The following is a 13,812-nucleotide window of genomic DNA, read 5'->3' on the forward strand; positions in this document are numbered from 1 at the left end:
CAAATTACTTTCAAAATGTCTGATTCTATCCTCCAATTCTGGTGGGTGCTGCCGCTTGTTGCCGCCCTCCTGGCGTACAAATTTGTACTGCAAGTTTTTTTTGGTATGATCATCGTTCCTGATGACCGCATTGGTTTGGTTGTTAAAAAATTTACGCTCTATGGCGATAAGCGGCTGCCCGACGGCCGCATTATAGCCATACAGGGCGAGGCCGGTATGCAGGCAAAACCCCTTGCCCCGGGTTTGTACTGGCGCTTATGGCCATGGCAATACACCATTACCATGGAGCACTTTACAGTTATTCCGCAAGACAAACTGGGCCTGGTAAAAGCTAAAGACGGCGCACCTATGGATACCGGCCGTGTGTTAGGCAAACCAGTAGCGTGCGATAAGTTTCAGGATGCGCAGGCGTTCCTGGAAAACAATGGCCAAAAAGGCCCCCAGGCAGCTTTCCTTACACCAGGTAGCTATCGTATCAACACCTTTTTGTTCGAAATAGAAATGGTGCCTATCACCCGTATACAGGAAAATAAGGTAGGTATTGTAACCACGCTTGACGGCGAGCCGCTTGACAAAGGTGAAATTGCCGGCGGATCTGTTGCCGGTCACCGTAACTACCAGGACCCGATGGCGTTCATTCAATCTGGCGGTAAAAAAGGCCTGCAGGAAGATGTTATACTGGCAGGTACCTATTACCTTAACCCGTGGTTTGCTATTGTTGAACAGGTGGAAATGATACACATCCATATTGGTTATGTAGGCGTAGTAAACTCCTTTGTAGGTCCGGAAGGCACTGATACCAGCGGCATAGGCTTTACTCATGGTAACATTGTAAAGAAATTTTAAAAAGGCGTGTGGGACGAGCCCCTGGACCCCGGCAAGCACCCGGTAAACATTTACACCCATACGGTAGAGATTGTACCAACCACCAACATAGTGCTTAACTGGGCCAACAGCCGAACCGAGTCGCATGAGCTGGATAAGAACCTGTGTACCATCAGTGTACGTTCATCAGATGGTTTTACCTTTAATTTGGACGTGTCACAGATCATCCACATACCGCGTAACGAAGCGCCGAAAGTTATCGCGAGGTTTGGTAACATGAAAAATCTGGTATCGCAGGTGCTTGAGCCTACCATTGCCAACTATTTCCGTAACTCGGCACAAAAGAGCGGTGTGATAGAGTTCCTCACCAACCGTTCACAAAGACAGGAAGATGCCCGTGCACAGATAGGCAAAGTACTGGCCGACTATAACGTTGAGGGCGTGGACACGCTGATTGGCGATATTGTGCCACCGGAAGCTTTAATGCGCACTTTGACAGACCGTAAGATAGCCGAGCAGGAACGTGTTACCTACGAGATACAAAAAAGCGCACAGATAGAACGTAAAGAGTTTGAAAGCGCTAAGGCAGGTGCCGATATGCAGCCGGAGGTTGTAAAATCTACCCGCCAGGTAGAAATAAACACCCAGATGGCGGCTTCAAAAGTGGCTGCAGCGAAGGGTGACGCGGAATCGCGCATTATTAATGCTAAGGCAGATGCGGAAAATAAAACCATTATCGCCAAAGCGGATGCGGAGGCCAAAACTATCAACGCGAAAGCCGATGCCGCAGCAACCGAAGTAAACGGTAACGCGGAAGCCGGTAAGATTAAAGCCGTAGGTTTGGCAGAAGCTGAAGTGACTAAGCAAAAAACCGAAGCGATGGGTACCGAGCAATATGCCATAGTACGCGTAGCCGAAGCGCTTGCCAGCAACGGCGTAAAACTGGTACCGGAAATTCTGGTGAGCGGCAAAGACGGCGGCAGCGGTGGTATGATAGATGCCCTTATAGGCAACGAGATGCTGAAGAAACTACAGCGCGAAAGCGAAGCTAAAAAGCCGGAAGCCATCTAACCACTATTTACAGAAAGCAAAAAGAGCGGCTGACCACATGGGATCAGCCGCTCTTTTTTAGTCCTCAACCAGGCCTAAATTATACCTGTAGTTTATACTATTACTTGCAAATAAAATTTAAAATAGCCTGTTTTTTACGTGTGGTTTTTGAAGGTTCCCGCATCAAAATCAAGGCAAAAACCGCCAAATTGATGCGTTTAGAAGCCTTTTATTGCTGGTAACTTAAAAGTGTTCAAAATGCCCGCGGCACAAAAAAACGTGAACACTTTTGAACACCCGCGCTAAATGGACAGTATCTCTACGATCTTTAAAAAGTTAGCGTTTATCTCTACGTTGTGCTTGCAGGCATGCTCAAACGGTGTGTAAGAAATCTCGTTATGTACGATGCCTATCATCTCATTACGGTGCCCGTCGCGCAGCGCCTCTACTGCTGCTACACCTATACGGCTGGCCAATACGCGGTCCATACAGGTAGGTTTGCCCCCACGTTGTATGTGCCCCAGTATAGATACGCGAGTATCGTAGTTCGGGAACTTTTCTTTCACCTGATGGCCAATCTCAAAAGCATTGCCGGCTTCCTCGCCTTCTGCTACGATAACAATTTTAGATGACTTATCCTTACGGCCGTTCTCCAGCTTGTCCATCAACGCGTCAAGATCACGCTTAGTCTCAGGGATCATAATAGCCTCAGCACCAGATGCGATACCAGTACGCAGCGCAATTAAACCACAGTCGCGGCCCATAACCTCTACAATAAACACACGGTCGTGAGACTCAGCAGTATCGCGTATTTTATCTACGGCGTCTATAACGGTGTTTATAGCAGTGTCGTAACCAATGGTAAAATCGGTTCCGTAAAGGTCATTATCAATGGTACCGGGTAAACCTACAACAGGCACATCAAACTCATTGCCGAATATGCGCGCACCGGTAAATGTACCATCACCACCAATAGCAACAAGTCCGTCAATTTCGTTACGCTTTAGCTGATCGTAAGCTAACCTGCGGCCTTCCGGTGTACGGAATTGCTCACTGCGTGCGGTCTTCAATATGGTGCCACCACGCTGTATAATGTTAGCAACAGATTTAACGTCCATTGGTATGAACTCACCATTTATCATGCCTTCATATCCTCGGCGAATACCAATAACTTCAATATTATAGTATTGCGCAGAACGTACCACTGCCCTTATGGCAGCATTCATTCCGGGTGCATCGCCTCCTGAAGTAAAAAGTCCTATTTTTTTGATTTGCGTCATTTGCTGGGGAAAACGCTCAATAGCTTATAAATGATTAATTTACCTAACCCTTAAACGCCATTAATCAGCATAGCTGTATACTATGCAGCGTTTAAAAGTCGCGCAAATTTACATTTTTTTGTCAAACCTGACCTGTAGAATTGAGATTGCTTTGAGATTAACTGTTACTCGTACAGATTATTTGGCAGCATTGTAAGCTTTGAGGCCGCTATCTAAAAATTTTAAATAGTTATCCACGCTATAATTTGCCCCCTGAGCCGGGACTAAGACAGTTCCGTTTCCATCCATTATTACATAATTAGGTTGCGAGTTGGAATTAAATCTTGATGCTTCCATATCGCTCCATTTAGCTCCAATGGTTGTGATTTTCTTTCCACTATAACTTGATACAAATACATCCTCAGGAGCAAGATCGGCTTTGTCATCAACAAACAGCTGAAGCAAAATAAAGTCGTTTTTTATCTTCTTAAAAACCTCTTTATCAGACCATACATCTGCCTCCATTTTGCGACAATTCACGCAAACAAAACCTGTAAAGTCAATCAATATTGGCTTGTGTAATTCCTTAGAAACTTGTAACGCCTGGTCGTAATCATACCACGGATCAAGCCCTCTGATTTTGTTGCTGATATAGTTACTGGCATATTTACGCTCTTTTATGCTAGACGTCACCGCAGTGCTCCCACTTGAGGTAGCCCCTGAATCAGGTAATTGGGATAAATTGAAGTCCTGCGTTCCCTCGGGAGGCAGAAAAGCGCTTATAGATTTTAAAGGCGCTCCCCAAAGGCCTGGGACCATGTAAACAACAAACGCAAAAACTATTATAGAAAAAAACAGCCGTGGTATTGTTACATATGGCACCTCACTATCGTGCGAGAACTTTAGCTTTCCTAAAATATATAAGCCGAGCAGCACACCTATAGTTATCCATAAGGATAAAAATATTTCACGATGAAAAAGATTCCAGTGGTAAGCCAGATCTACGTTAGATAAAAATTTCAGTGCAAATGCCAGTTCTAAAAAACCAAGTACGACCTTAACACTGTTTAACCATCCACCAGATTTTGGCAGGCTCTTTAACATGGATGGAAAAAGGGCAAAAATGGTAAACGGCAAAGCTAAAGCAAAAGAAAACCCGAACATACCTATTGCTGGGGCAAGACGATGTCCTTTAGATGCCGCTTCGACAAGCAATGTGCCTATGATAGGGCCTGTACACGAAAATGATACCACCACAAGTGTGGCGGCCATAAAAAATATTCCGGCTAAGCCACCTTTGTCAGAATTTTGGTCGAGCTTGTTGGCTAGCGAACTAGGCAACGTAATTTCGAAAGCACCAAGGAACGATATAGCAAATACCACCAGCAGTAAAAAGAAAAAGATGTTGAACACCCCATTACTTGCCAGCGCATTAAGCGCATCTGATCCGAACAACAAAGTAATAATTAAGCCGAGGGCGACATAAATTATAATTATCGACAAGCCATAAATCACTGAATGCGCAATTCCTTTTGCTCGGTTACCGGCTTTCTTGGTAAAAAAGCTAACTGTTAGTGGCAATAAAGGATAAATACAAGGCATTATAATAGCTGCAAGCCCACCTAAAAATCCTTCGAGAAATATCTGCCATAGTGATTTTGGAACCTCCTTAGATGTTCCCGCTACAGTTTTCAAAGACTTCTCAATAGATGGTGCCTTTACTGTTGCGATAGAGTCAGCTGCTTTCTTTCGAATGGCAATACTATCAGCTGCGGTTGGTATATCAGTAAAGTTAAGACCGGCAGTATCAGCTGCTTTTTGCTGAGCAGATACCGCGTTTGGGATAAATGCCCCAAGTAAAATTATTACCGATAGAAATAATAATGCTTTACGCAAAAGGTTGCGGCTGTCGTGTGCCTTCATCAAAGTATGCTAAATGTTATTTACCTAAAGGAATGGAGAATTCTACCTCTTCCGGCGGAAGGCACTTAGAATTATTGCAAACCATGTACTCCAACTTACCTTTTACAGCAGCGGCCTTTGCAGATTTCAATTTTACCTTTTGCTGGAATACTACGGAGTTCTCAAAATAACCAACATTCATCCCGAATACTTTCTCAAATTTAGATATAGGAGCTGGCTCAATAGTTTTACCTATTGGTGTGTATTCTTTAGAAGGACTGAAAGTGAAACTGGTTTTCACCGGTCCACCATCCTTAACCGTTTGGGAGTAGATATGCCAATCTTTATCAATCGTCGCTTTCAGATATACCACAGCTTCAGTTGCGCTAACCTTCTTGGCCGCATAAGACCACCTAACCGGATTTTCAATCTGTGCTTTAGCTCCAAATGCCATTAGAACGGCTACAACCGCTAACAATAATTTCTTCATTTGTCTTTATTTAAAAATTCTATCTCTTTTAAGTTATAAAGCTTCTCTTCACCGTTGCTTAGTACAACCAATTGCCCTATAACCGTTGCTCCGGTTATCTCGCCGGTAAAAACCTGGTTGTTTGACCTGAATAGATGCTCTTCGTTTAAACGGTACAAGCAAGCCAAATACTTTTCCCTTATAAAAGTTAAGTTTCCGGCTTTCAGTTTAAGGTACCAGCCCTCTATATGGCTGCAAATTTGCGATAATATCTGCTGCAATTCATAATCCCTTTGTAATATCTGGCGAATGGAAACTGGAGCGCCTGACTCGACAGGAAAGTTATCCTGGTTAACATTTATGCCAATGCCAATTACCGAACTCTTGATTTGTCCGCCTTGTATCATATTTTCAATCAGCATTCCGCCTAGTTTCCTGTCGCCAAAGTAAATATCATTTGGCCATTTTATCTTTAATCTGTCACGCAACAGGGGGTATAAAGCGTCATAAACACCTAAGCTAATTGCTCTTGTAAGGTCAAACTGTTGTTGTGGAGATATAAAAGAGGGTTTAAGCAATAAGCTAAAGGTGAGATTTTTGCCAGGCTGAGCATGCCAAACGTTATTTTGCTGCCCGCGGCCAGCAAACTGGGTCTCTGCCATAATGACTGTCCCCTCGGGTACTGGCTTGGAATTTGACAGCATATCTTTTAGGTAATTGTTGGTAGAGTCAACTTCTTTAAGTGACACTAAATTTTGTCCAACAAATAATCCTGAAAATATGTTATTTTGCAACGTATAATAAATTAAAAACCGAAATCGTTCAAAACTAAATCTTTTTGATGGTAAAAAGTAAAGTGATAAATGAATCCACTTACATATCTGAATTGGCTATACATGGCATGCAGGAAAAAAAGGGGAACGAACTCGTAAGGCTTGACCTGCGAAATATTAAAAGCTCGGTGGCAGATTATTTTGTGATTTGCCATGCCGATTCTGCCACACAAGTTAAAGCAATTGCAAACAGCGTAGAAGACGAGATCTTTAAAGCTATACAAACAGAACCATGGCGCAAAGAAGGCCTGGAGTACGGCGAGTGGATATTGCTGGATTATGTTGACGTGGTAGTACACATCTTCAGGACCGATAAACGTGAGTATTATGGTGTTGAAGACCTTTGGGGTGATGCTGAAATTAAAAGCTTCAAAAGCGCTTAATAAGCTCGTAAATATATATACCTCTAAAATTATTGATTGACTGAATGAGCTTATATCGAAATGAAAGATAAAGACACTAAGGCCGACGGCCAAAAACCTATACGGAAAATCTCCAACAAAAAGATCAGTCCGAAACCTCCGAAATTTAATTTGATGTGGCTATATGCCATTGCTATTTTAGGCTTACTTGTTGTACCAACTTTACTAGGCGGAAATAGCGGTAAACCTATCGACTTTCAGCGGTTCAGCAACGACATGCTGAAAAAGCATGACGTTGCTAAACTAATAGCTTACAAAAACGGCGACCTTGTAGTAGCAGAAGTTTACATTAAAAAAGACAGCCTAAACAAGCCGGAATACGCCGACGCTAACAAGAACCAGCGTGGCTTAAGTATGGCATCAGACGGTCCTCAGTATTACTTTACAGATGCTTCTTACGAAAGCCTTAAACAGTCAATCACTAATGCTGAAAAAGACGTTCCGGATGCGTTGAAAACGCCTATCCAGTACGAGCAAGGTAAAGAAAACCTGTTGAGTAACTGGCTGGTACAATGCATTATAATGGCCGTATTGCTGGTTGGCGTTTGGTTGTTTATTATGCGCAGAATGGGCAGCGGTGGTGGTGGCGGCCCGGGCGGCCAGATATTTAATATCGGTAAATCTAAAGCTACCCTTTTTGATAAAGAAGCGCAAGTATCTGTGACCTTTAACGATGTTGCCGGCCTGGAAGAAGCCAAACAAGAGGTAATGGAAATTGTCGACTTCCTTAAAAATCCTAAGAAATACACCAATCTGGGTGGTAAAATTCCAAAAGGCGCCTTGCTGGTAGGTTCTCCGGGTACAGGTAAAACGTTGCTTGCTAAAGCTGTAGCAGGCGAAGCACAGGTACCATTCTTCTCACTGTCCGGTTCTGATTTTGTGGAGATGTTTGTTGGTGTGGGTGCTTCTCGTGTGCGTGACTTATTCCGCCAGGCTAAAGATAAGGCACCATGTATCATCTTTATAGATGAGATTGATGCTATCGGTCGCGCCCGTGGTAAAAACAATATTGTGGGTGGTAACGACGAGCGTGAGAACACCCTGAACCAGTTATTGGTAGAAATGGATGGTTTTGGTACCGATTCCGGTATTATCATCCTTGCTGCAACTAACCGTCCGGATGTATTAGACTCAGCTTTGCTTCGTCCCGGTCGTTTTGACAGGCAGGTTTCTATTGACAAACCAGATTTGGTTGGTCGTGAGCAGATTTTTAAAGTGCATTTAAAGCCAGTTAAATTAGCTGATGGTGTTGATGCCAAAAAACTATCTGCACAAACCCCGGGCTTTGCAGGTGCCGAGATAGCCAATGTTTGTAACGAAGCCGCTTTGATAGCTGCCCGTAAAAACAAGGAAGCTGTTGACATGCAGGACTTCCAGGATGCTATAGACCGTGTTATTGGCGGATTGGAGAAAAAGAATAAGATCATATCTCCTGAAGAGAAACGCATCGTGGCATACCACGAAGCTGGTCATGCTATTGCAGGCTGGTTTCTGGAACATGCTGATCCGTTGGTAAAAGTGTCAATAGTGCCGCGTGGTGTAGCAGCATTAGGTTACGCTCAATACTTGCCCAAAGAACAGTTCCTGTACACTACAGAGCAACTGCTTGACGGTATGTGCATGACTATGGGCGGCCGTGTTGCTGAGGACATTGTTTTCGGAAAAATATCAACCGGTGCACAAAATGACCTGGAGCGTATTACTAAACTTGGCTATGCCATGGTGACTATATACGGTATGAACGAGAAAGTTGGTAATGTATCTTTCAACGATACACAAGGCGAGTACCAGTTCAACAAGCCATATTCTGACAAGACATCTGAGCTTATTGATAACGAAGTGCGTAACCTTATTAACGATGTTTATGCGCGTACCAAACAATTGCTTACAGAAAAGCGTGAGGGTTTAGAGAAGCTGGCTAACAAGCTGATTGAAAAAGAAATCTTGTTCCAGTCAGACCTGGAAGAATTGTTGGGTAAACGCCCGTTTGATAATCGTACCACTTACGACGAGTTTGTAAACGGCGAAGGTGAATCTAACCAGGACCCTGTTGCGCAAAACCTGGTGCATGAAGGTGTTGGGGATCATTCGGGTACCTTTAGCAGGAACCCTGGCGAAAGCAAAGAACCAAGCACATCTAACGAATAATAAGTTAGGTAAATAGTCCAGAGTCGTAAGTCTGAAGCCCACTACGGGTACCGGCTTACGACTTTGGACTTTATACTAAAACATACCATGAGGGATATCACAACATCGAAAGAAAAACTGCTTAAAAAGGTGCGCAAAGCCCTTTTAGAGAAGCGTGATAACCCTTATCCAAACCTGGAAGAATTGCCCATGTATCCTCCTGCGGAGGACATATTAGAGGTAATATTTGCCGAGCAGTTTACCGCTGTAAGCGGCCAGTTTGTGTTTTGTGAGGACGAGGTACAGTTTATAGAAAACCTGCTTGAACTAGCCGAAGAACGCAAGTGGCACAAGATATACTGCTGGGAACCAGCACTTCAACAACTGCTTGCTACTTACGAGTACCCTTACTTTGAAACCGACAAGAACTTTGACCAGGCTGACGTTGGCTTTACTTTGTGCGAAGCCCTTATAGCCCGAAATGGTAGTATACTGCTTTCTAACGGCAATGCCGCCGGGCGCCGTTTAAGTATTTATCCACCTGTGCATATTGTATTGGCTTACACCTCCCAAATGGTGCTTGACGTTAAAGACGGCCTTAAACTAATCAAGCAAAAGTACGGGCCGAACATCCCATCAATGATTACTAATGTAACAGGGCCAAGCCGCACTGCCGATATTGAAAAAACCCTGGTTTTAGGAGCGCATGGACCAAAAGAATTGTTCGTGTTCCTGCTGGATGGGTAATTGCAAAACACCTTTAGTTTTAGCATCCAACCGCTCATTTTTAGCATTTTAAGTGAGTTCAGGCAGACAAATATCTGCAAAAACCACATTTTTTTACACGTGATGGTTTAGAAATAGTCAGGCGTTTGACTATGCTGAAAAAAACCGGTGGACTACCCTTATGGCAGGTTATAATGTTAGCTCACCAAGCTTGCACTCTTCCAGAACCACCCGCTCGCTTTGCTTATTTTTGTAACTCCATTTAATAAGCCGGATACAACCATCGGCAATCTCGATGCCGGTAATATCGCCATCGTCAAAGCAGCAGCAGCCGGTGTTAAAGTAAGTATCCAGGTAGCCGTTAAAGTTGGGCTGTTCGCCGGCCTTTAGATGCAGAGCCGTTATTTTCTTTTCCAACTCAGCCGCCTTCTCCAGCTTATTAGCGGTTTTGGCATCTTCCAGGTCACTGTATAATATTTCCAGCTGAGTTAGAGAGCGGAACACAGGCTGGTGTGTGTGCCCGGTTATCAGCAGCATGTCCTTACGTTGGGCGCTCCACTCGTACATAATACGGTTGTGGTCGGTTTTAAGCTGATTACTAAATGCCGGCGTATTAGGGTTTATTTCCAGGTAGGCTTGTAGTGGCCCCCATATGTTTGACACAAACCACTTGCTGAACCAGTTGCCATCACTTTGAAGATCGCCCTGGTGCCCATGGGTCATAAATATGGATAGCGGCTTATTGTTTACCTTTGTTTGCAGCAAGGCACCTTCATATATCCTGATGGCTTTGCCGTAAATTTGCGTGAGGCTTACCGCAGCAAGCGGGTCGTTACCCCAGTACAGGTCGTGATTGCCAAATATCTTCACAAACCTGTCTGCGTCAATAAACAGCTTCTCTTTCTCAAATGTCGCCTTATTGTGCCGCTTAACGGTTAGGAATATGTTTCCCCATAACTCCTCGCTATCGCCAAGGTTAATGTAAAAATAGTTTTGCTGATAATAATAGTCCAGCGCGTTGAGGTAATTGCCGGCAGCTTTGGCAAACATGTCTGCACCGTCACGGGCACCCTTGTGCTGATCCGAAAGTATGATAAACTTGTCGCGCATGGGATCAAAAGGAATAACCGGCCCCTTCTTTCCGTCGTTGGTGGAAATGCTTTGGTGAAGCTCATCAAGCGCTTTGTTCACTCTTTCCTTATCAGGGCGGGAAGAATACTTATCGGCCAGCCGGGCAATAGGTTTATAAAGCAATTTTTGCAAAAAACGGCGCATTGCTGGTTAACATGCAAAAGCCGGATTTGTTGGTAGGTAGATGCAGGGCGTACGCCTTGAGGATTTTGGAAGGGGCGTGGGGAGCGCTAGCCCCCCTGAACCGAACCTTCCTCCCTAAATTCCCCCGAAGTAGGGATTTTTTCTAACGTTTAGTTTGAGCGAACCGTACGTTTAAAACACATTTCTTAAGCCTTTGTTGTACAAACCCGGCTTACGATCAACTATTTATCTGTGTAACAAATATAGCCTGGTTACAGCCTTAAGCAAAGCAGGTTAGCACCCAAACGGGCAGGTACTTTAACGTGTAAAATACCGTGAAAACACGGGTGGTTCTTTTACTCCGAATATGTATAAATTGGGGGTGATTAATTTTTCACTCAATCTAAATTCCCTAATTATGTCACAAGAACGCCCGGTTACCCCCGATCCCAGGTGGGTTTCAAAAGCTAAGATCAAACAGCTTTCTCAAAATTTCTTTAAACGCCTCCAGGTAGATGATGGCAACGGCCACAGGCCCATGTGCTGCGATGATCCGCGCGATCCCAAGAAAAATGATACACGGTCTGTATACTTTAAAAAAACCGACCTGGATGCGCTTTTCGCAGCCAACCCCGGCAGCGATGGATTAAAGATCTACTTTGGCATGCACCATCCGGACATCTTCAATCCCGGCGGCACCCTCGATCCAAATTATCACCACAAATTGATGGTTGTGCTGGTGTCAACAACAAACGAGGTAGATAATCTGCATGACAAAAGCGACACTGAAGCGCTTGCGTTAAACGGCACCGGCGATGGCCTGGACAGTGGCAAGTTATGCCCGCCGTACGGCAACTGCTGAGCCACTAATACGTATATTGGTGGCCATGCTCGAGAACATATACCTTTTTTTTGAACTACTGTCATTTATAGTGGCAGTAGTTCTGTATCCAAAGTATAAGCATACGCCATACAAGTACCTGTTACCATATCTCTTGCTGGTTCTAATTTATGAATACGGCACAATAAGCCGCTGGTTTGCCATTAATCACCGCAACCTCTACATAGCCAACATAAACTGGAACATCTTTTTCGCGGTATTTGGGTTTTTGTTGACCCGGTTAACACGTACGTTCGCATTTAAAAAATGGATGCGGTTTGCGGTGGTAATTACGCTTGCCCTTTCGCTACTAAATGAGGCTTTCTTTCAAGGCTTTTGGGACCTCGATTCGTATACAATTCTGCTGCAGTTTATTGTTATAATCGTTTTCAACGGGCTGTTTTTCTACGAGTTGATGCATTATGCAAACGAACAGCTTTCTGTAACAAGCATACCCGGGTTTTGGTTAAACACCGGGCTGCTTTTCTTTTGCCTCGCCAATTTTTTATTTTACGCGTCTTTTGCAATCATGGCGTACAGTGGCGACCCAAATTATCTGCTCCTATTCCAGGTTATCGTTAACATTGCAATTGCTATATTGTACTCATGTTTAACAGCAGTCTTCTTATGCTTCAGGAAGAGATCAGCCCGATAAGTATCATTATAGCGGGTACTATTATGCTGTTGCTGCTGGGGATGTTTATTGTTAGCTTCCTGTTTTTTTATCAGCGCAGGCACAATGCAAACATTGCGGCCCGGGAACAGTTAAAGTCGGCGTTCAAGCAGGAACTTCTTCAATCGCAGGTGGAAATGCAGGAGCAGACCCTTAATTACGTGAGCAGGGAAATACATGACAATATTACCCAGGTACTATCCTTTGTTAAAATGAACCTGGCTATTAACGGCAATTTGAGTGATGAGGATAAAAGCCGCAAGGTTGACGAGAGCCGCAAGCTGGTGTCGCAAGCCATTACAGACCTGCGCGATTTATCTAAAAGCCTGAGCTTTGAGCACATAGCCGAGCTTGGCCTGGTTAAAACCATCAGCATAGAGGCAGACCGGTTAAACAAAAGCGGCTTGATGGAGGCAACGCTTACAGTTGAAGGCAGCCCCGTAAGCCTGGGCGACCAGCGGGAGCTGGTTATCTTCCGTATCTTCCAGGAAGCGCTTAATAACAGCCTTAAGCACTCCGGTGCAAGGCAGCTAAAAATTGGCTTGCAGTATTCTGAACATTTGTTTAATTTAACCATCGCTGATGATGGTGCCGGGTTTACTGTTGATACGTTTAAAGATGGTGGATCTGGCCTCAGAAATATGCAAAACAGAGCAGCCTTGATAGGTGGCGCTGCACAAATTAGCAGCGCGCCTGGTGAGGGTTGTTGTATTACAATTACTATTGACCCCCTCTTACAACAACAATATGCCGACGACGGAAGCTATTCAAATAGTTTTAGTTGATGACCACCGCTTATTTCGCAGCGGCCTTGTGTCATTAATCAGCAGTCTTGGTGGCTACCAAATACTTTTCGAGGCCGCCAACGGCGAAGAGCTTACCCGTAAAATATCCCCGCAATTAAAGCCTGATATAATTTTATTGGACATAAACATGCCGGTTATGGGTGGTGTGGAAACCGCGCAGTGGCTAAAGGCCAATTACCCCGAGGTTTGCGTTATAGTACTATCCATGTTTGAGGATGCCGAAAAGGTGCTTACCATGGTAAAGCTGGGCGTTAAGGGTTATCTGCTTAAGGACTCTGAACCTTACGAATTTGAGCACGCGTTGCGCAAAGTTTCGCAAGGCGAACTGTATTACCCCGAATTTGTTACCCGCCATATTGTAAACAGTTTTAATAAAAACGCGAACGAAATTAAACTGAACAGCCGCGAACTTGAGTTTTTAAAACTTGCCGGTACCGAACTTACCTACAAAGAAATTGCCGACCAGATGTGCATCAGCGCGCGCACTGTAGATGGCTACCGCGACCAGCTTTTTGAAAAACTGCAGATAAAAAGCCGCGTAGGCCTTGTATTATACGCTATTAAAAATAACCTGGTACAGTTGTAA

Annotated in this window: 14 protein-coding genes; 9 read left to right on the top strand and 5 right to left on the bottom strand. The window is 44.3% G+C overall.

Annotation, left to right across the window (positions count from 1 at the left end):
- Positions 1-15 precede the first annotated feature (15 nt).
- The gene (locus DYU05_RS21245) at positions 16-846 is read left to right on the top strand and encodes a hypothetical protein (RefSeq protein ID WP_205771931.1); all 831 of its coding nucleotides are present in this window, start codon (positions 16-18) and stop codon (positions 844-846) included.
- A gap of 6 nt (positions 847-852) precedes the next feature.
- Positions 853-1,896 (top strand): SPFH domain-containing protein, encoded by a 1,044-nt coding sequence (locus tag DYU05_RS21250; RefSeq protein ID WP_205771933.1) that lies wholly within the window; start codon positions 853-855, stop codon positions 1,894-1,896.
- Between the two features lie 281 nt (positions 1,897-2,177).
- Here DYU05_RS21250 and pfkA read toward each other — a convergent pair whose 3' ends face one another.
- The 4 genes from pfkA to DYU05_RS19265 all read right to left on the bottom strand — a co-directional run bounded on the left by pfkA (position 2,178) and on the right by DYU05_RS19265 (position 6,254).
- Positions 2,178-3,155, bottom strand: coding sequence for a 6-phosphofructokinase (pfkA, locus tag DYU05_RS19250; RefSeq protein WP_117384787.1), 978 nt, complete (start codon positions 3,153-3,155; stop codon positions 2,178-2,180).
- Positions 3,156-3,332: 177 nt separating this feature from the next.
- Entirely contained in the window at positions 3,333-5,057 is a 1,725-nt protein-coding gene (locus DYU05_RS19255) for a protein-disulfide reductase DsbD family protein (protein ID WP_117384788.1), read from the bottom strand.
- Between the two features lie 16 nt (positions 5,058-5,073).
- Positions 5,074-5,526: a protein-disulfide reductase DsbD N-terminal domain-containing protein gene (locus DYU05_RS19260; protein WP_117384789.1), complete on the bottom strand. Its 453-nt coding sequence runs from the start codon at positions 5,524-5,526 to the stop codon at positions 5,074-5,076.
- Positions 5,523-6,254 (bottom strand): biotin--[acetyl-CoA-carboxylase] ligase, encoded by a 732-nt coding sequence (locus DYU05_RS19265; protein ID WP_235854066.1) that lies wholly within the window; start codon positions 6,252-6,254, stop codon positions 5,523-5,525. The genes DYU05_RS19260 and DYU05_RS19265 overlap by 4 nt, the downstream gene beginning before the upstream one ends.
- A gap of 92 nt (positions 6,255-6,346) precedes the next feature.
- Between DYU05_RS19265 and rsfS the strand changes: the two genes are divergently transcribed.
- The 3 genes from rsfS (at position 6,347) to DYU05_RS19280 (ending at position 9,634) form a co-directional block, all read left to right on the top strand.
- The gene (gene rsfS, locus DYU05_RS19270; RefSeq protein ID WP_117384791.1) at positions 6,347-6,721 is read left to right on the top strand and encodes a ribosome silencing factor; all 375 of its coding nucleotides are present in this window, start codon (positions 6,347-6,349) and stop codon (positions 6,719-6,721) included.
- A 60-nt stretch (positions 6,722-6,781) separates the two neighbouring features.
- A complete protein-coding gene (gene ftsH, locus DYU05_RS19275; protein ID WP_117384792.1) occupies positions 6,782-8,908 on the top strand; it encodes an ATP-dependent zinc metalloprotease FtsH in 2,127 nt (708 codons plus the stop codon).
- A gap of 87 nt (positions 8,909-8,995) precedes the next feature.
- Positions 8,996-9,634: a LutC/YkgG family protein gene (locus DYU05_RS19280; RefSeq protein WP_117384793.1), complete on the top strand. Its 639-nt coding sequence runs from the start codon at positions 8,996-8,998 to the stop codon at positions 9,632-9,634.
- A 168-nt stretch (positions 9,635-9,802) separates the two neighbouring features.
- On the opposite strand, the gene DYU05_RS19285 is transcribed toward DYU05_RS19280, so the two are convergent.
- Entirely contained in the window at positions 9,803-10,888 is a 1,086-nt protein-coding gene (locus tag DYU05_RS19285) for a metallophosphoesterase (RefSeq protein WP_117384794.1), read from the bottom strand.
- A gap of 397 nt (positions 10,889-11,285) precedes the next feature.
- Here DYU05_RS19285 and DYU05_RS19290 point away from each other — a divergent pair, with 397 nt between their 5' ends.
- From DYU05_RS19290 to DYU05_RS19300, 4 genes are read left to right on the top strand one after another with little or no spacing between them, the layout of a single operon-like run.
- Positions 11,286-11,729, top strand: a complete 444-nt coding sequence (locus tag DYU05_RS19290) for a hypothetical protein (protein WP_117384795.1) — start codon at positions 11,286-11,288, stop codon at positions 11,727-11,729.
- Positions 11,683-12,402, top strand: coding sequence for a hypothetical protein (locus tag DYU05_RS20950; RefSeq protein WP_133300267.1), 720 nt, complete (start codon positions 11,683-11,685; stop codon positions 12,400-12,402). Before DYU05_RS19290 ends, DYU05_RS20950 begins: the two co-directional genes overlap by 47 nt.
- A complete protein-coding gene (locus DYU05_RS19295) occupies positions 12,354-13,205 on the top strand; it encodes a sensor histidine kinase (protein ID WP_117384796.1) in 852 nt (283 codons plus the stop codon). The genes DYU05_RS20950 and DYU05_RS19295 overlap by 49 nt, the downstream gene beginning before the upstream one ends.
- Positions 13,168-13,812 carry a response regulator transcription factor gene (locus DYU05_RS19300; protein ID WP_117384797.1) on the top strand — a complete coding sequence of 215 codons (645 nt, stop codon included), beginning with the start codon at positions 13,168-13,170 and terminating at the stop codon, positions 13,810-13,812. Before DYU05_RS19295 ends, DYU05_RS19300 begins: the two co-directional genes overlap by 38 nt.

The sequence above is a fragment of the Mucilaginibacter terrenus genome (assembly GCF_003432065.1).
Taxonomy (GTDB): Bacteria; Bacteroidota; Bacteroidia; order Sphingobacteriales; family Sphingobacteriaceae; genus Mucilaginibacter; species Mucilaginibacter terrenus.

Bases quoted from the DNA above. Each gene is read 5' to 3' on its own strand.
- DYU05_RS19300 (WP_117384797.1), top strand. From the start codon at position 13,168: ATGCCGACGACGGAAGCTATTCAAATAGTTTTAGTTGATGACCACCGC.
- DYU05_RS19295 (WP_117384796.1), top strand. From the start codon at position 12,354: ATGTTTAACAGCAGTCTTCTTATGCTTCAGGAAGAGATCAGCCCGATA.
- pfkA (WP_117384787.1), bottom strand. From the start codon at position 3,155: ATGACGCAAATCAAAAAAATAGGACTTTTTACTTCAGGAGGCGATGCA.
- DYU05_RS19255 (WP_117384788.1), bottom strand. From the start codon at position 5,057: ATGAAGGCACACGACAGCCGCAACCTTTTGCGTAAAGCATTATTATTT.
- DYU05_RS20950 (WP_133300267.1), top strand. From the start codon at position 11,683: ATGGCCTGGACAGTGGCAAGTTATGCCCGCCGTACGGCAACTGCTGAG.
- DYU05_RS19285 (WP_117384794.1), bottom strand. From the start codon at position 10,888: ATGCGCCGTTTTTTGCAAAAATTGCTTTATAAACCTATTGCCCGGCTG.
- DYU05_RS21245 (WP_205771931.1), top strand. From the start codon at position 16: ATGTCTGATTCTATCCTCCAATTCTGGTGGGTGCTGCCGCTTGTTGCC.
- DYU05_RS19290 (WP_117384795.1), top strand. From the start codon at position 11,286: ATGTCACAAGAACGCCCGGTTACCCCCGATCCCAGGTGGGTTTCAAAA.
- DYU05_RS19280 (WP_117384793.1), top strand. From the start codon at position 8,996: ATGAGGGATATCACAACATCGAAAGAAAAACTGCTTAAAAAGGTGCGC.
- ftsH (WP_117384792.1), top strand. From the start codon at position 6,782: ATGAAAGATAAAGACACTAAGGCCGACGGCCAAAAACCTATACGGAAA.
- rsfS (WP_117384791.1), top strand. From the start codon at position 6,347: ATGGTAAAAAGTAAAGTGATAAATGAATCCACTTACATATCTGAATTG.
- DYU05_RS19260 (WP_117384789.1), bottom strand. From the start codon at position 5,526: ATGAAGAAATTATTGTTAGCGGTTGTAGCCGTTCTAATGGCATTTGGA.